16 protein-coding genes and 1 pseudogene are annotated in these 17,077 nt (G+C 69.8%); all 17 read left to right on the top strand.

Annotated features, from left to right (window positions below; genetic code table 11):
• The first annotated feature begins 7 nt into the window (after positions 1-7).
• Positions 8-520 carry a roadblock/LC7 domain-containing protein gene (locus AB0G32_RS37155; protein WP_361174224.1) on the top strand — a complete coding sequence of 171 codons (513 nt, stop codon included), beginning with the start codon at positions 8-10 and terminating at the stop codon, positions 518-520.
• On the top strand, positions 517-915 hold the full coding sequence (locus tag AB0G32_RS37150; protein ID WP_361174221.1) for a DUF742 domain-containing protein: 399 nt from the start codon (positions 517-519) through the stop codon (positions 913-915). Before AB0G32_RS37155 ends, AB0G32_RS37150 begins: the two co-directional genes overlap by 4 nt.
• The gene (locus AB0G32_RS37145) at positions 887-1,522 is read left to right on the top strand and encodes an ATP/GTP-binding protein (protein ID WP_361174218.1); all 636 of its coding nucleotides are present in this window, start codon (positions 887-889) and stop codon (positions 1,520-1,522) included. The genes AB0G32_RS37150 and AB0G32_RS37145 overlap by 29 nt, the downstream gene beginning before the upstream one ends.
• Positions 1,519-2,148 carry a GAF domain-containing protein gene (locus AB0G32_RS37140; protein WP_361174215.1) on the top strand — a complete coding sequence of 210 codons (630 nt, stop codon included), beginning with the start codon at positions 1,519-1,521 and terminating at the stop codon, positions 2,146-2,148. Before AB0G32_RS37145 ends, AB0G32_RS37140 begins: the two co-directional genes overlap by 4 nt.
• 86 nt (positions 2,149-2,234) lie before the next feature.
• A pseudogene (locus tag AB0G32_RS37135) lies at positions 2,235-2,402 on the top strand (acyl-CoA dehydrogenase); the annotation flags it as partial.
• A 52-nt stretch (positions 2,403-2,454) separates the two neighbouring features.
• Positions 2,455-3,495: an acyl-CoA dehydrogenase family protein gene (locus tag AB0G32_RS37130; RefSeq protein ID WP_361174212.1), complete on the top strand. Its 1,041-nt coding sequence runs from the start codon at positions 2,455-2,457 to the stop codon at positions 3,493-3,495.
• A 521-nt stretch (positions 3,496-4,016) separates the two neighbouring features.
• On the top strand, positions 4,017-4,361 hold the full coding sequence (locus AB0G32_RS37125; protein ID WP_361174209.1) for a hypothetical protein: 345 nt from the start codon (positions 4,017-4,019) through the stop codon (positions 4,359-4,361).
• Between the two features lie 92 nt (positions 4,362-4,453).
• Entirely contained in the window at positions 4,454-5,608 is a 1,155-nt protein-coding gene (locus AB0G32_RS37120) for a GntR family transcriptional regulator (protein WP_361174206.1), read from the top strand.
• Between the two features lie 473 nt (positions 5,609-6,081).
• Positions 6,082-6,732 (top strand): hypothetical protein, encoded by a 651-nt coding sequence (locus AB0G32_RS37115; RefSeq protein ID WP_361174203.1) that lies wholly within the window; start codon positions 6,082-6,084, stop codon positions 6,730-6,732.
• A gap of 512 nt (positions 6,733-7,244) precedes the next feature.
• The gene (locus tag AB0G32_RS37110) at positions 7,245-7,379 is read left to right on the top strand and encodes a hypothetical protein (RefSeq protein ID WP_361174200.1); all 135 of its coding nucleotides are present in this window, start codon (positions 7,245-7,247) and stop codon (positions 7,377-7,379) included.
• 209 nt (positions 7,380-7,588) lie between these two features.
• Complete coding sequence (locus AB0G32_RS37105; RefSeq protein WP_361174197.1) at positions 7,589-8,491, top strand: endonuclease/exonuclease/phosphatase family protein; 903 nt, start codon at positions 7,589-7,591, stop codon at positions 8,489-8,491.
• A 116-nt stretch (positions 8,492-8,607) separates the two neighbouring features.
• Positions 8,608-8,799 (top strand): FxLD family lanthipeptide, encoded by a 192-nt coding sequence (locus AB0G32_RS37100; protein WP_361174194.1) that lies wholly within the window; start codon positions 8,608-8,610, stop codon positions 8,797-8,799.
• 35 nt (positions 8,800-8,834) lie between these two features.
• Positions 8,835-9,014: an FxLD family lanthipeptide gene (locus AB0G32_RS37095; RefSeq protein ID WP_361174191.1), complete on the top strand. Its 180-nt coding sequence runs from the start codon at positions 8,835-8,837 to the stop codon at positions 9,012-9,014.
• 127 nt (positions 9,015-9,141) lie between these two features.
• The gene (locus AB0G32_RS37090; RefSeq protein WP_361174188.1) at positions 9,142-12,201 is read left to right on the top strand and encodes a lantibiotic dehydratase; all 3,060 of its coding nucleotides are present in this window, start codon (positions 9,142-9,144) and stop codon (positions 12,199-12,201) included.
• The gene (locus AB0G32_RS37085) at positions 12,188-13,447 is read left to right on the top strand and encodes a lanthionine synthetase C family protein (protein ID WP_361174185.1); all 1,260 of its coding nucleotides are present in this window, start codon (positions 12,188-12,190) and stop codon (positions 13,445-13,447) included. Before AB0G32_RS37090 ends, AB0G32_RS37085 begins: the two co-directional genes overlap by 14 nt.
• 18 nt (positions 13,448-13,465) lie before the next feature.
• Positions 13,466-15,556 carry a methyltransferase, FxLD system gene (gene fxlM, locus AB0G32_RS37080; RefSeq protein ID WP_361174182.1) on the top strand — a complete coding sequence of 697 codons (2,091 nt, stop codon included), beginning with the start codon at positions 13,466-13,468 and terminating at the stop codon, positions 15,554-15,556.
• A 1-nt stretch (position 15,557) separates the two neighbouring features.
• A complete protein-coding gene (locus AB0G32_RS37075) occupies positions 15,558-16,658 on the top strand; it encodes a hypothetical protein (protein ID WP_361174179.1) in 1,101 nt (366 codons plus the stop codon).
• Positions 16,659-17,077: the final 419 nt, after the last annotated feature.

The raw sequence follows: 17,077 nt of genomic DNA, 5'->3' as shown, positions 1-17,077 counted from the left end.
GATTCCTGTGACCACCACCCGTGAAACCAGTCACCTCACCGGCAGCCTCACCTCGTCCAGGTCCGCCACGACGCCGGGCAGCCAGGCACTGGCAGGGTTCATGCAGCAGTTCGCCGCCGACACCCCCGGGGTCACACACGCCGTGCTGCTGTCCCGGGACGGACTGCGGCTGGTGGACAGCGGCGTCGACAAGGACTGGGCGGACGAACTGGCCGCCGCGATCTGCGGAGTGGCGTCGATCGCAGCGAACATCACCGGGCCCACCTCGGCCAGGCGCCCGGCCGGACAGGTGATCATCGAGCGGGAGGACTGCCTGTTCTTCGTGCACAGCGCCGGCAGCAGCAGTGCGTTCCCGCACCACCCCGGCAACGTGCGCGGTGTGGTGGACACGATCCTGGCCGTCGTCACCACCGCGGACGCCGACGTCGGCGCCGTGGGCTTCGAGATGGGCCGCCTGGTGGACCGGTTCGCCCCGTACATGGACATCCCCGTACGAACCTCGGGCGCTGAGCCCCGGTGAGTGCACACGGCAGCACGGCGGAGGAGTCCGCGTTCGTGCGGACCTACACACTCACCGGCGGCCGTACCCGGCCGCGGCACCTGCTGTCCCTGGAGACGGTGCTGGAGGCCGGGCCCGGCCGGCCCGGCCCGGCCCAGGCCGAGGAGTGCCGGCACATCGTCGCCCTGTGCCGGGAGCACCGGCGCTCGGTGGCGGAGCTGGCGGGCCTGCTCGGCCGTCCCGTCACCGCGGCCAAGATCCTCGTCTCCGACCTCCTCGACGCCAACGCCCTGCGTGTGGCCATCGCCGGCGCTTCACCGGACGACGGCCGTTGCACCACGCAGTTGCTGGAGGCCCTCTCCGCAGCTCTGAGAAGGAAGTACCCCGATGCCATCGCCTACCCCCAGGCCGGCTGATCCCGCCGTGCCCATCGTGCTGAAGATCGTGATCGCCGGCGGGTTCGGAGTGGGCAAGACCACCGCCGTCGGGGCCGTCAGCGAGATCACGCCCCTGAGCACCGAGGAGTACCTGACCGAGGCCGGCACCCAGGTGGACAGCCTCGCCGGCGTCGAGGCCAAACAGACCACCACGGTCGCCTTCGACTTCGGCCGCCTCACCCTGACCGACTCCCCCGTCCCCCTGGAACTGCTGCTGTTCGGCACACCCGGCCAGGACCGTTTCGGTGGCCTCTGGTACGACCTGGCCCGCGGCGCGGTCGGCGCGGTCATCCTGGTCGACACCCGCCGCCTGACCAGCAGCTTCACCGCCGTCAGCTTCTTCGAGGACATCGGCCTGCCCTTCGTCGTCGCCGTCAACGAGTTCGACGGCGCACACCGCTACCACCCCGACCAGGTCCGCGACGCTCTCCAGCTCCCGGCCCACGTTCCGGTGGTGACCTGCGACGCGCGCCACCAGAACCACGTTGCCGGAGTCCTGCTCACTCTGGTCGGCCAGGCCCTCAAGAGCGCGCCGGCCGACTTCACCCACCCCGTCCCCCCTACGGCCCTCCAGGACGTCTCATGACCCACCAGCTTCCGCGCCCCTCGGCTTCGGCTGACCGGCCCACCCTGCTGCTGCCCCGACGACCGGCCGACTCGCCTGCCCGGCAGCCCACCACCGGTACGCAGCCCGGCAGGCCGCCCGCCCGGCAGCAGGCCGAACTCCAGGGCCGCTTCGAGCTGATCCAGCGCCTGGGCCTGCCCACCGGTGCCCACCAGGACTACGACCACTTCGCCGACGAACTGGCCGAGCGCACCGGCTTCCTGTACGGCTTCGTCAACCTCTTCCTGGAGCAGCAGACGTTCATCGGCCTGCACCAGCCGCCCACGGGCAGCGGGTACGTCATCGTCGGGCGGACCATGAGCCTGGAGCACGGCTGGTGCCCCGAAGTCGTCTCCCGCCAAAAAGCCCTGCCGCTGCCCGACGTGCACGCCAGTCCGCGTTTCAGCGGCAACCACGTCGTCGACGCGGTCGGTATCCGCTCCTACTTCGGCGCCCCTTTGATCCACTCCAGCGGCATCACCCTGGGCACGGTCTGCGTCATCGACCCCGACAGACGGCCCCTGAGTGAGGCCCGCCGCCTGCGGGACCTCGTGACCGACACCGGCAGCCAGGTGATGCGGCACATCACCCGCGTTCCCGCGCGCTGAACCACCGCGCGCCACCCGGGACGCCACCCCCGCCGTTCCACGGCCGCTTCACCGTGCGACTACCGCCCAGGGAGAGGGAGACGACCATGACCACCACGCCTACCACGCCGCCCCCGGCGCTGCGCCCCTACCTGACCGCCCGTCACGAACTGCTGTGGCAGGAGGCCGACGCGTTCGCAGCCGAGTACGCCGCACCGCGCGCCGCCCGGATGGAGGCCGCCCCGCGCAGGGTGGAGCGCAAGGTCGCCGAGCTGATGGCCGCGCGCCGGTGGTTCGCCGTCACCGTGCCCGCCGAGTTCGGGGGGGATGGGCGCCGGTCACGTCGCCAAGACGATCCTGGTCCACCGCATCGCCTGCGTGTCGGCGGCTGCCGCGGCCATCCTGCAGGCCACCCTGATCCCGGTCGGCGGTCTGTCGCTCTTCGCCTCCTACGAGCAGAAGAAGCGCTGGCTGCCGCGAGTGGCGGACGGCACGCTGCTGCTGTCGATCGCCGTGACCGAACCGCAGGCCGGCGGACACATCGGCGGTATCGAAACGTCCGCCGAGCGTGCAGGGAACCAGTGGGTGATCACCGGCAGCAAGGTCCACATCGGCAACAGCCACCTCGCCGGAGCCCACCTCGTCGTCGCACGCACCGCCGCTGCCGGGACGAGCACGTCCACATCACGGGCACTGACCGCGTTCTTCGTGGAGGCGGACCGCAAAGGGCTGACCGTGGCCGGCCACACACCGGGGCTCGGCCTGCACGGCCACTCCGTCGGCCGTCTCGACCTCGACCGGGTCAAGGTCCCCGAGGACAACGTCGTCGGGGAGGTCGGCCACGGCCTGAGCGTGGCGCAGGGCAGCAGCATCCTTCACGGACGGCCCAACCTGACCGCGCTCAGCCTCGGCCTGCACGAGAGCGCGGTGGCCACCACCGTCACCTACCTCACCAACCGCCCCCGATACGGACACGCGCTCTCCGAGCTGCCCGTGCTGCGGGACCGCATCGGCGGCATGGAGGCCCGCCTGCGGGCCGCACGCATCCTGGCGTACCAGGCCGTGCACCTCCTCGACGAGGGCCTGCCCTGCGACGCCGACCTGATCAACGCCAAGTACCTCGGCCACCGGTGGGCGATGCGGTCCGTCCAGGACGCCATGGAACTGCACGGCGCCCGGGCCCTCGACGCCGACTACCCGCTGCAGCGGCTGTGGCGCGACATCCAGCACACCTACCCACCCGCCGGAACCGGCGAGGTCCAGCGCATACGCCTCGCCGAGGCCGCCCTGGGCGAGGACCACATCCAGTGGTCCGAACGCCTGGCCGCCGAAACGGCCTGGGCCCGGCCCGATCCCACCGCCGCCTAAGCCCCCGCACGCGGCACCCCGCGCACACTGCCGCGTGCGGGCCGGCGTCGTCGGCCCTCATCCCCGCGAGGGCCGACGACGCCTCTCCCCTCGACCATCCACGCAGCCAAGGACAACACCCGTGACCACCGACAACCAGCCGGAGCCGCCAGAAGCGCAGCCGGCCGCCGCCGAACTGGAGCAGCTCGAAGACGCGCTCCGCCAGGCCCGGTTCGCCGCGCGGGTCGACCTGGCAGACAACAGCACTGCCGTCCAGCTCACGATGCTCAGTCAGCCGTTCGACCGCACCATCGACGCGGCCACCGCCTGGCTGTCCAGCGCCGGCATCAGCGGCGCCGCCGCCTTCAACGACGCCTACGACATCGTGATCACGCTGGACACGGCCACTGCGGTGCACCAGCTCGTCGCCGTCCTGCTGGAGCCGCGCATCCGCGCCCACACCGCGGCTGACGACCTGACGCAAGTGCTGTCCGCACAGGGAATGCTCCACCAGGTCAGTCAGTCTGGAGGGAGCGCGCATCGTGAAGGTGACGCTGGCCGACGACGACCTGAGCGCGGCCGTCCGCTTCGCGGCCCGCCTCGGTGCCGCCGGCATCGACGCGGGACTCGCGATCAACCGCCCCCGCGGAATGCGCCGGCTCACCGAACGGCTCCAGTGGCTGGTGACCGGCACCGTGGGAACCACCGTCCACGCGGACGCCACCCCCGGGTGCACCCATGCGCCCGATCTCATCACGCTCCACCTGACCATCGACCAGGCCCAGAGTCTGGCCCAACGCCTCACCCCCGTCTGCGCCCCGCAAGACCGTGGCACCCCCACCGGCAACCCCGCAGCCTGCCTTACGGGAGCCGGAGGTGCGGCGTGACCACCCCCAATCCCCCCGCCTCTCTCGCAGCGGCCGACGCCGCGCAGAGCCGCTCGCTCGCACTTCGAAACGCGCTACAGGCACTGCACCGCATGTCCGCCCGGTTCACCGGCCAGACCCCCTCCGGCCTCGCCCGGGACCGCGAGGCGGTATGGGCTGCGGTCGACCCGTGGCTGCCGCTGGCCGAGCAGCGTCTGAAACAGGCGGAACGCTCCCCTTCAGACCAGGCACGATGGCGCACGAACATGCGAGAAGCCAGCCGCCCGGACGCCGACGCCGACTGCCTTCCGCAGCCGGACATGGTCCTGCTCGTCAGCGCGGCCCGGCGTCTGCTGCGCGATCTGCTGGAGGCCGAGAAGCCCGGACCGAACGTGCACGAGATCGCCGAGCGCGTACGCCGCGCCATCCGCGACGGCGACTACCCCTCCGGGAGCACGCTGGGCCTGCGCCGCGTCGCCCAGGACACCGCGGCCACCACCCTCGAACGCGTCGAGCTGGCCCTGCACGACCTCCAGGGCGAGGGGCTGGTCACCATCAGCCCGACCCGGCGGACCCGGGTGACCGGCCAGGCGACCCACCACAGCCGACCGGAGCAGATCGCCGACTGGCTGCACTTCCTCATCCGCTCGGGCGTCTACCCGCCCGGCACGGCTCTGCCGTGCCTGCAGACATTGGCCCGCAGCCTGGTCACCTCGCCTCCGGAGGTAGTCAGTGCCCTGCGTCTGCTGGCCGACCAGCAGGTACTGGTGGTCCGCCACGGCCGGCGTGCTGCGGTCCGCGCCACCCTGCCGTTCCCTGTGGCACAACCACCGGACCTTGACGACCTCGCCAGGAAACTGCGCGCCCGTGCCGCCCCCGGCCCGCCGCCACCCGCCGAAACCGTTCTGGCCGCCTGCCGGCAGACGCACGCCTGGTGGTCCAGCCGGGTCATTCCGCCGCCCCGGATCGTCGACCTCCGCGTCCACATCCTGCTCACTGCCTGCGCCGGCCTCGTTCCCCTGACCGCCCCTCAGCTCCCTCCCAGCCGGGACACGCAGGCCCTGCTCCGGCAGGCAGCCGTCACCGCACTGGCCAGCCAGCCCGCGGACGAGTCGGAGCGGACGTGGCGCGCAGCCTGCCTGGGCGCCCTCGTACGCCACCTCCATCTCCTCCACACCACACCCCGCCCGCAGCCGCAGGCGCCCGCCACCGCCCCGCCGGTGACGGCCAACCCCTGCGCCGGACATCCGCTTGGAACCCCGACATGACCCCCAACGCTTCGATCACACCCCTGCCGCCAGCCCTGCGCCGCGTCGCCGACCACCTCGTGGCAGGAACGGCTCCGCGCGACATCGCCGCTGAGACCTGCCTGTCCGCGGAGACGATCCGCCACTACCTGCGACAACTGCGCGAGCATCTGGGCTGCCCGCCCCGCACCAAGCAGCAGGTCATCGTGCACGCCCTGCTCGCCTACAGGTATCTCACGCCTCCGCCGGCGGACCGACCCGCACCAAAACTGAAGCCCCGCGGAGCACCGGCTACTCAAGGCCGCCGCCGAGAACAGCAAGCTCGTCGACATCGCTACCGCCTCCCGTATCCCGCCGGTCTATCTCCCCTCCGCACTCAACGCGCTGCTGGCCAGGACCGAAACGCGGAACGTCACCCAGCTCATCGTCCTCGCCCACGCATGGGGCCTGCTCCCCACCACCCGGAACAGGACCGCGCCGGCAGGAACACTGCGATGAGCGGCCCCTCCGCCCCGTCCAGGCACACCCCGCAGGTGGCCGCCCCGTACCAGATGCGCCTGCTGCGCACCGACGCCGAACGCGCCGAAGCCGGCGCCCTCGTCGAGGACCGCCTGCGCTGGCTCACCCTGCGCGGCCTGCCCATGCCCATGCGCCAGGACGTCCCCGGCCTGTACCGGGCAACGAGCGGTGCGCAGCGTGAAACGGCGGGCCTGTTCGAGGACGATGTCCTGCTGGCCTGCCTGATCGTGGCTCCAGGGCCCGCTCTCCGGCACTGGGGCCGCGATGGCAACAGCCCGTCTCTGTTCCTCGGCCACGTGCACACGCGGCCGGCGCACCCGAACGACGTCCTGCGCCTGATCACCCTGTGGGCCTCCGACCACGCCGCCCGCCTCGACCTGCCCTGCGTCCGCGCAGAAGCCCTGGCCCGCCGAGACTTGAGCAGCGACCCGATACTGCCGGTGCTCCACCGGCTGGACGACATGGGCTGGACGGTCCGCGGCGCAGGCAGGGTGACGGACGGCGAGCGGGTAGCACGTCTGGAACTCGCTGCCGAGTCGCGGCCAGGGCTCACGGCACTCATCGACTGCTCCGTCCCCCTGCCCCGCCAGCCCGTCCTCCGCAGCGGCGGACGGCGCAGCCTGTGAACGTCGCAGAGACCGCGCAGCTCGCAAGGAGCGTGATCACATGACTGCTGCCGGGTTCGTGGACATCGTCCGCCACGCCGCCGACCACCTCGGTCCCGACGGCGAACGAGCACTCGCCGCCACGGCAGGCTCCACCAGCCCCCTCCAAAGCGAGCCGCAACGCATCGACCCTCTGCACGCCACCGGTGGCTCGGAGTCCGCGCTGAAGCACGTCAAGGTGATCGACAACGAGGGAACCCGCGCTGCCTCCGGCCGCCCCCCTTGCCTGCCACCGAGCCCGCTTGGAACAGGTGTTCACCCCGCCGGGGACCGCGATGCCCGGGATGAGGGGAGCACCCGCCCGTTGTCGGCGGCGGGCGGGCGCACCACACGGTCACCGGCACTCAGAGCAGGGCCGGCGACAGCACGACCGGCCAGCACCGGGGCGCTCCGAGCCCGTGCCCGGACGTACGCGCGCGTGCTGCGCCGCCCGCAGGACCGGTGTCACACACGAAGCCAGAAAGTTCCCGCCCATGTCCCGCAAGCGACAGTTCACTTCCTACACGCTCTCGATACTCCTGTTCAGCAGCCTGATACCGGTGCTGATCACGTCCCGGCAGGCCATTCTGGACGCCCAGGGCACGCAATTGAGCGCCCTGTCCCGCTGACCCGGGCCGCTCACCTCGCCGGGCCTCCACCTGTCAGTCCAGTCGGGAACCCGCCCGCGCCTCACCCGACCATGCCTCCGCACTCGAAAGACCCATGCGCACTTCACTGCGTTCGCCTCTGCCCGCCGTCGGCCCGCGCGCCTCGGCGTTGTAACCGCCCTTCCCGTGATCACAGCGAACAACTCCGGTACGAGAAAGGAGCCCAGCCATTGGATAGCAGCCAAGACGAACTGGTTGTCCTGAGCTGGAACATCGAGCGAAACGGCCGCGGGCGGGAAAACAACGACGCCAATCGCCAGCTGGCGCATCTCGTCATGGCCCGTTACCGGCCTCACATCCTTTTCCGGCAGGAGCTGGCCGGCGCCTGGGAGAACGGAAGACGCGACCTTCACGAGGAAGCGAACGCCCTGGGCGGGCTGATCCCGTTCATGCCAGCGCCGAAGGAGGGACGCAGCCGCAAACCGGTCGGCGTGATGGTCGACCCGACGCTCTTCCAGATCGACGCACAAGTCGAGCACGATCTGCCCTGGAAGCAGATCTGCCACGTACAAGTGCGCCTCAGAGGTTGCCCGACGCCGATCCAGCTGGCATCGGCTCACCTGTGCCACTTCGATCCTCAACTGCGTGCCACGGAGGCCCGTCGGCTCACGGACCTCGCCGACCACGGCCGCACCGCCCTGATCGGAATGGACGCCAACAGCTACCCCCACCGAACGGCAGACGAAGTCACCGAGCCCATCGGCTGGGACGAGATGAACGATCCCGTTCATTACCAGCAGCGCACGGTCGAGCGGAACGGCGCACGCATTCCGGACACGGGACCGAGTGAGATCCTCACCGGCGGCAGACACATTTTCACCGACCTGGCGCACCACGCGGGAACGGTCTTGGGACAGCGTGGCGCTCTGGCCGCCACGGCCAGTCTGAGGCGAACGGATCAGGGGCCACCGCAGCGCATCGACATCGTGCTCAGTACCCCTGACCTGGCGCCCGCACTGCGCAGCTTCGAAGTCGTCGTCACGCCAGAGGTGCGCCGAGTGACCGACCACGGGCTGCTGGTCGCCCGATTTCAGCTTTCCCAGTTCCGCCGCTGCCTCGCCGGCAGAACCTGACCGGCAGTTCCCGGACGCCGTGCCCAGACGGCTCTTCGCCCACCGCCGGCATCAGAGCTCCGGGACCCGGCCGGGTCCCGGCATCCCGCACCACCCATCACCACCAGGAGGCACACATGACCACCGCGCAGACGGACAGGCCGGCCGCCCCCGCGCAGCTGGACCTCTCTGCCACCGACCAGAGCGAGCCGTTCGACCTCGACGTCAGCGTTCTGGAGTCCGGTGACGGACAGGCCACGCTGATCAACCTCACCGACGACGGCTGCGGCAGCACCTGCTCCAGCCCCTGCGCCACGAACGTGGCCTGAGCATCTTCCACCGCACGACGAGTGGGGAGACACCCATGAGAGTGAACACGATCAACGGTCAGGTGCAGGCAGCGTCTGCTGCGGTCGGCAGTGACGTCTTCGACCTGGACGTCAGCGTCCTGGAGTCCAGTGACGGACAAGCCGCGCTGATCAACCTCACGGACGACGGCTGCGCCGCCACCTGCTCCAGCAACTGCGTCAGCAACGGGGCCTGACCCCGAGCACGCCCGATGTGCCGGCCTGCGCGGCGAATGCCGCGCGGGCTGGCACCTTCCGACACGCCACGACCAGGGAGGATGCATGGGACCCAGGCAGGACGGACCGCTGTACCGATGTGCGGGCATGGCTGTCGTGCGCGCCGCCCGTTACTCGGGGCTTGTGCTGCCCGCGTGGCCTGACCTCACCGACGACTCGCCGTCCCGAGCGGTTCGGTGGCAGGCGTGGCTGCGCGACGTCTGGTCGACGACCGGCGTTGCCGACACGATCGAGCAGGCCAGCCCCCTGCTCGCACAGCGGGTCGACACTCTGTGCTCGGCGGCCGGTTCGGAGCCCCGCCAGTTACGCCGCGCTGTGGTGTCCGTCATGCGGTACGTGCTGCGGATGAGCGGCCGAGCGACCCCTAACGGCCTGTTCGCCGGCATTGCCACCGCTTCGTTCGGGACCCGGCCGGGATGGACGTGGGGCGACTCGCACCGCGCCGTCGTGCGTGCCGACGGCGACTGGATCGCTGATCTGATCGCCCGCCTGGAAGCAAGCCCCGAACTGCTGCGGCGCCTGGACGTGATGGCCAACAACACCGTCTTCGTACGGGGCGAACGGCTGGTTGTGCCCTACCCTCCATGCTCGGGCCTGACCGGAGGCAATCTCGCGGCCGAGGTGTCCCTCCGCTACACCGCCGCCGTGCAGATCGCCGTCGACGCTGCCGCCGCACCCGTCCCCGTCTCCCTGGTCGTGGGACGGGTCATGACCGAGTTTCCCCACGATGCTCCTGAGCGGGCAGAGGAACTTGTCATCAGCCTGATCCAGCGCGGCGTTCTCATCAGCAGCCTGCATGCACCCTCCGCTTCCCTCGACGCCCTCGACCATCTGGTCGAGCAGGCGGACGTCGCTGGCGCTCCGTCGATCGCCGGCATGGTGACCGATCTGCGAGCGGTTCGAGACACCATCGCCCAGCACAATCAGGGCCCCGCCGCGGCGGTGGACAGCGGGCGCCTGCGTACCGCCCTGCGCCAGAAGATGACGGCCTTGAGCGCTGTCAAGGACCAGCCCCTCACGCTGGACCTGCGGGTGGAGTGCTCACTCACTCTTCCCCTGCAGGTCGCGCACGAGGCGGAACGGGCCGCCACTGTGTTGGCACGGCTCAGCGCATACCCCTTCGGTACTCCGGCGTGGAAGGACTTCCACAACAGATTCTTCGAGCGGTACGGCGTCAACTCTCTCGTTCCTGTCCGTGACGTCGTGGACCCGGACGTAGGTCTGGGGTTCCCGGCCGGATACCGCGACGCCGAACCTGAACAGCGTGAGGCCCTGACCTCCCGCGAACAGCGGCTGCTCTCTTTCGCCCAGACGGCCATCCTCGACGGCCGCGACGAGATCTGCCTGGACGAGGACCTGATCCGCTCGCTGACGGTCGGCGACGCGAAGATGATGCAGGTACCGGCCCACACTGAACTGCGTTTCCAGATCAGTGCCGCGTCACAAGCTGACCTGGAGGCAGGGGACTTCACCCTTCATGGCGTCGCACCCTCGCGAGGGATCGGCACTACCATCGGTCGCAGTTTTGGACTGTTTGCACCCGAAGATCAGGCCCGCGTGGCCACCATGCTGCAGGAGCTGCCGGTCAATGCACCCGGCTCGGTGCCCACCCAGCTCTCCTTCGCTCCGCTCGATCGAGGCGACACCAACGTCACCCGCGTCCCCGAACTCCTGCCGGCCGTCGTCAGTCTGGCGGAGCACCGGCCGGTGGATGCGCGCACCATCACGCTCGACGATCTCGCAGTGGGCTGCGACCGTCGCAGGCTTTACCTCGTCTCGCTCTCCCGCGCATGCCTGCTGGACACCATGACGCTGCACGCCCTGGATCTTCGCGGCCGCACACCTCCGCTCGCTCGGTTCCTCACCGAGATCAGCCGCTCCCAGACCGCCGTCCTGACCGCCTTCCCGTGGGCATCCGCCACCGTCCTTCCCTACCTGCCGCGCGTGCGCTACGGACGCGCGATCCTCTCTCCGACCAGGTGGCGACTGGACCGGAGAGAGCTGCCCGGCCGCCGTGCCCCGTGGAAGAAGTGGCGCGAGGCTGTTGACGACTGGCGCACGCGCCGCCGGGTTCCGGACGAGGTCGCGCTGGTCGAAGGCGACCGGCTCCTGCCGTTAAACCTCTCCGAACGCGCACACCTCGCTCTGCTGCGCGCTCACCTGGAGACCAACGAGTCGGCCGCTTTGACCGAAGCCGCCCCCGATAGGGGCTGGTTCGGCGGACGGGCCCACGAAATCATCGTCCCGATGACGGCCACCCGCCCGCCACAGTGGCCCACCGTCCCCGCCGTGACCGCTGACCAGCTCGTCACCCGCGACCACGGGGCCCTCCCCGGCGTCGCTCCGTGGCTGCTGGTCAAGCTGTACGGACACGTCGAACGACAGCCCGAGATCCTCACCGACCACCTTCCAAAACTTTTCGGTCAGTGGCACGAGCCGCCGACGTGGTGGTACATGCGCTACCGCGACCCGCGATGGCACTTGCGCCTGCGCATCTCGATCCCCGCTCCAGCGGACTTCGCTCCCGCTGCACAACGCGTAGGGACGTGGGCGGCCGGAATGCGCCGTGCCGGGCTCCTCACCGACATGCAGTTCGCCACTTCGTACCCGGAACGTGGTCGGTGGGGCGCCGGGCCGCTGATGCGGGCAGCCGAAGATGTCTTCGCCGCCGACTCCCGTTCTCTGACGGTCCAGTTCGCCCAGAAGCCGCGCCCTCGCCACCAGGTACTGGCCGCCGCGAACTTCGTCGCCCTCGCCGTCGCATTCACCGGCAGCGCCGCAGTCGGCACGGACTGGCTGATCACCCACGGCAGGATCACCGATCCGCGCCCCCTGGACCGGACGGTGCTCGGTGAGGTGATACGTCTGGCCGATCCGGCTGACGACTGGGCGGCGCTGCGCGCAGCTCCTGGCGGCGCGGTGATCACCGCAGCCTGGAGCGAGCGCAACGAGGCCCTGGCCCGCTACCGGCGGGCGCTGGACGCGTCCGGCGGCATCGACCCGAACCTCGTTCTTGACTCGCTGATTCACGCCCATCACATCCGCGCCGTCGGCATCGACAAGGACGACGAACGGATGTGCGTGCGGCTGGCCCACGCCGCCGCCATGGCCTGGACCCACCGAGGAGACCACCGTGAGCCTGCGTGAGAGCGCACGGGCCGCTGCCGACGCTCTCGCCGAGCGGCTTGCCACACCGCAGAACGTACGGGGGCTGCATCACCGCCAGGACTGGTGGCCGCAGTCACTCGCGCACGGGGCGGTCGGTGTCGCGCTGCTGCACATCGAACGGGCCCGCACTGACCAGGGCCCGTGGCAGCGTGCTCACGACTGGCTCGCCTGCGCCGTGGCCGAACCCGCTGTCGGGGGCCCGGACAGCCACCTCTATTACGGGGCGCCCGCGCTCGCATTCGCCCTGCACGCCGCCGCGGACCGTCCCGCACGCTACGCCCGCGCCCTGGACACCCTCGACCGGTACGTCACGACGGCGATCCGGAACCGGCTCTCCGGCGCCCACGCGCGCATCGACCGCGGTGAGACGCCCGAACTGGCCGAATTCGACGCGATTCGGGGCCTGAGCGGGCTGGGTGCACTCCTGCTGCACCGCGACCTTCACACCGACCTCCTCCGGGACACGCTGACGTACCTGGTCCGGCTGACCGAGCCGGTCAGGCATCACGGCGAACTCCTGCCCGGTTGGTGGAGCCACCTTGCCCCCTTCGGCACGGCCTCCCCTGACTATCCGGGAGGACACGCCAACAACGGCGTCGCCCACGGCGTAGCCGGCCCCCTCGCCCTGCTCTCCCTCGCGGCCCGGCGCGGCATCACTGTCGACGGCCACCTCGACGCCATCAACCGCATCCTGGCCTGGTTCGACCGCTGGCAGCAGGACAGCCCCACCGGGCCGTGGTGGCCTTATTGGATCACCCGTGCACAGCTACGGTCCGGCACGCTTGGCCGCGGGCCCTCCCGGCCGTCCTGGTGCTACGGCACCGCAGGATTGGCCCGCGCCCAGCAGCTCGCCGCGCTCGCCCTCCGCGACCCCGTACGCCAGCACACGGCCGAGACCGCGCTCCTGCGCGCGATGACCGATCCCACCCAGCTCGGCATGACCGTGGACGTCTCCCTGTGCCACGGCTTCGCGGGCCTGGCGCGCATCACGCAGCTCGTCGCCGCAGAAGCCATCACTCCCGGCGTCACCGAATGCCTGCCCCGGCTCCTGGCCCCGATCACCGACCACGCGCCCGGCAAGCTGACGGATTCCCTGACCCGCCCCTCCGGCGGCGGTGACATCGGGCTTCTCGAAGGCGCATCAGGCACCGCCCTTGCCCTTCATGCCTTCCACTTCGGAACACCGTCCGCCTCCGGGTGGGACACCTGCTTCCTGACCAACTAGCCGCCAAGGAGAGAGCACATGGCAGCGGACGAATGGCCACAACACCTCATCCGGTTCACCGACTGGAGCCGTGCGGAGACCACCGTCGCGGAGCATCTCCTCCCCGTACTGATCGCCCATGAGACGGAACTGGCCCAATGGTCCTTCCTGCGGAAGCACCCCTGGTGGCGGTTGCGGTGCCACCCCGCGGGCCCGGACTCCGCCAAGGTCCTGGATGCTGCCCTGAACGAACTGGTCGATGCCGGTGTCCTCAGCTCCTGGACACCGGGCATCTACGAGCCGGAAGAGACAGCCTTCGGCGGTCCGGACGCCATGAAGATCGCGCACACGCTGTTCCACTACGACAGCCGTCACCTGCTGGACGAAGTCGCCCGCCAAGAAGCGGCGCCCAGCCCCGGACTGGGACGACGCGAGCTGGCGATTCTCCTGCTCAGCGTAACGATGCGTGCAGCCGGACTCGACTGGTACGAACAGGGCGACGTCTGGGCGCGGATCGCGGCCGAACGCCCCGGCGACGAGGCCCTCGGCACGCGCCGGCACACGGCCGCGGTCCACCGGCTCATGACGGTCGACGTCAGCACCACCAGCCGCAGCGTCACCGAGGGTCGCCTCGCGCCGCTGGCCGAGTGGATCGCCACGTTCGAGTGGTTCGGACAGCAGCTCGCAGACCTCAACCGCCAGGGCCTCCTGGAACGAGGGCTGAGAGCCGTGATCACCCACCACGGCATCTTCCACTGGAACCGCCTGGGCCTCTCCACGAAGGACCAGCACACCTTGTCAACACTGGCGAAAGAGGTAGTCATGGGAACGAGCGACAACGCCGCGTCCACACGAACTGACAGCGCGACGAGCACTACGGTCACCGGGGTGAACAGCGACACCATCGAAGCCCCCGCCGCCGACCGCCTGCGCTCCCAGTTGGTCAACCGCCTGGTCGATCAGGGAAGCGTGCGCACGCCCCGCGTGCAGGAGGCCATGCGCACCGTACCCCGCCACCTCTTCGTCCCGGCCGCCCCACTGGAGAAGGCGTACGGCGACACCCCCGTGGACACGAAGTACGACGAGTCCGGCGCCTCCATCAGCTGCGCCTCCCAGCCCACCATCGTCGCCACGATGCTGGAACAGCTCGACGTCCAGCCCGGTCAGAACATCCTGGAGCTGGGGGCCGGCACCGGCTTCAACGCCGGCCTCCTCGGCTACCTCGTCGGCGATACCGGGCACGTCACCACCATCGACGTCGACGAGGACATCGTGGACGGCGCACGCGGCGGACTGACCGCCGCCAACATCCACAACGTGGAAGTGATCCTCGGAGACGGAGCCGTGGGCCACGTCCCCAACGCACCATACGACCGCATCGAAGCCACCGTCGGCGCCCACGGCGTGCCGCACGCCTGGCTCAACCAGCTCGCCCCCGGCGGACGGCTTCTCACCCCCCTGCGCCTGCGCGGCAGCGTCTCCCGCTCGATCGCCTTCGAGAACCAGGACGGAGCATGGCGCAGCGTCGACAGCCAGATGAACACCTTCATGCCACTGCGCCGGGGCATCGCCGACGACCCACGCGTGTTCGTTCCCCTGACCCCCGACAACTCCGTCACCCTCGTCACCAACGGAGACCAGAAGGTCGACGCGGAAGCCCTGACCGACATCTTCCGCCAGCCGCGCACCGAAGTGTGGACGGACGTCACCTTCCGGGGCCCAGAGTCGGCGGAATACCTGGAGTTGTGGCTCACCTGTGCCATGCCCAACGGCCTGAGCAGGATGCCCGCCAAGACCGAGGCCATCGAAAAGGGTTGGGTCACGGCCCCCTATCAGTCCTCGACCGCGGTCTTCGAGGGGGCGACGCTCACCTACCTCACCCGGCGCACCTGCAAGAAGAAGGCGCCCGACGGCGCCACCCTGTACGAGTTCGGTGTCATCGGCCACGGCCCGGACGCCGAGGCCCTCGCCGGAGACGTAACGGAACAGATCCGCACCTGGGACCGGGACTTCCGTCCGCTCGACGTCGGGTTCAAGATCCAGCCGCTCGATGCCGCCCCGCTCGCGGCGAAGCCCGGCCGTTTCGCGTTCGACACCGCGCTGAACCGGATCGTCATCGAATGGCAGTGACATGGACGTCAGCCGGATAGCACAGCGGTTCCCGCTCGTTGCCCGGCCACGGCCGGCCTGCCCGCCTCTCGTTGATCGGGTCCGCGAAATCACCGACTTCGCCGCCGCCGCGCGCGATGGCAAGGTGACCCTCGCGACCGCCGCCTTGAACAAGGCGGCGCTGATCGCGAGCGACTGCGGCATGCCGGATTTGGCGCGGGACCTGTGCTGGCGTCACGCCGAGGTCTTCCTGCGTGCTCAGCCCCTGAGCGCGCAGGAAGCCCGGTATGCCCTGGAGCCCCTGGTCAACCTCGCCCGTCTCCGCATCCGCGACAGCGACGGGCCCACCGCGTACCGCCTGCTTGACTCCCTGAACCGAGCGGTGAGATCAAAGACGGAAACGGTCATTGACGGCCGCACCACATCATTCCGGCACCTTACGCAGTCGGCAGCCGACCACCAACAGGTGTGCCAGTGGCTGTGGACCATCCTCCTCGGCGACGGGAACCGCGCCCTCGTCGCAGCAGGCCAGTGGAACCGCGCACGCGCGCACAACGAGCAGCACCGTGGAGTGGGCCAGCGTCTCCTCGACGGGCGTCAAGTCGAAGTGCTCGCCCGATGCCTGGGCGGGCAGCCGGCCGAAGCACTGGACTTCCTGGACATGAGCACCCTGGCGGAGAACTGGGAGCGCCTCATCGCTGCCTGCCTCACCGTGCTCTGTCGCGCCGCAGCTGGCGCATGCCCAAACGGTCCCGTCCGGAAGATGATGAAGCACTACCTGAGCCTCGACACGGCCCCCGAGCTTGCCGTCTTCCGCTCCCGTGCCGGACTGGCCGTCCTCGACCTTTCCCCGCCCCCTCAGCAAGCCGAGGTGGCACGCTGCCTCATCCATGAAGCGACGACGTCCGGAGACGGATACGTCGCGTGGGACGTCCTGGCCCACCCCACGTGCCGTACGGAGATGAGCACCGACGTAATCGGCTTGCTGTCGACTGCAGTCTTCTCGGCCGGCCTCGGCCACGGACACATCCCCGCACGCCTGGAAGAAAGGCTGCGAGACGCTACCTCGATCGCCGCACACGCCCTGCAAGTGACACAAGGGAAATCCGGTTCAGGCCCCTGACGTGCAGCAAGCTGTGGACGCTCAAGCCATCTTGGCGCGGCAGCCTGTTCGGGGCAGCGAACCAACAAACGGAGAACACCTGGCCGTTCGAGGCACTCCAGAAGCAACTACGGAGCAAGAAATGAACGTTAGGTGACAGTGGGCAGTCGCGTTAGTCCGCATCGCTTTGCCCGCAAACTGATTACGCGAGCTGTTTACGGGGACCGGCTTGACGGCAGAGCACTCCAAGATCAATTAACGATCCGACGTACAGTGTTGATCTTGAACCGAGTGTGAGTGATCCCTCCCGGGTGATCTTTGCAACATGCTCCTCTTGTGTGACCACTTAGACGCCATTTCACTTGGCGTGATCTTGCGGCATTCTGGGGTGATGACTGCTGCGCTTGTCGAGCGGATGGCGCCGGAGGACCTGTGGTCCT

The organism is Streptomyces sp. NPDC023723, from assembly GCF_040639815.1.
GTDB lineage: Bacteria > Actinomycetota > Actinomycetes > Streptomycetales > Streptomycetaceae > Streptomyces.
The sequence above is the reverse complement of the archived record's forward strand: the minus strand, read 5'-3'. Positions and strand labels throughout refer to the sequence as shown.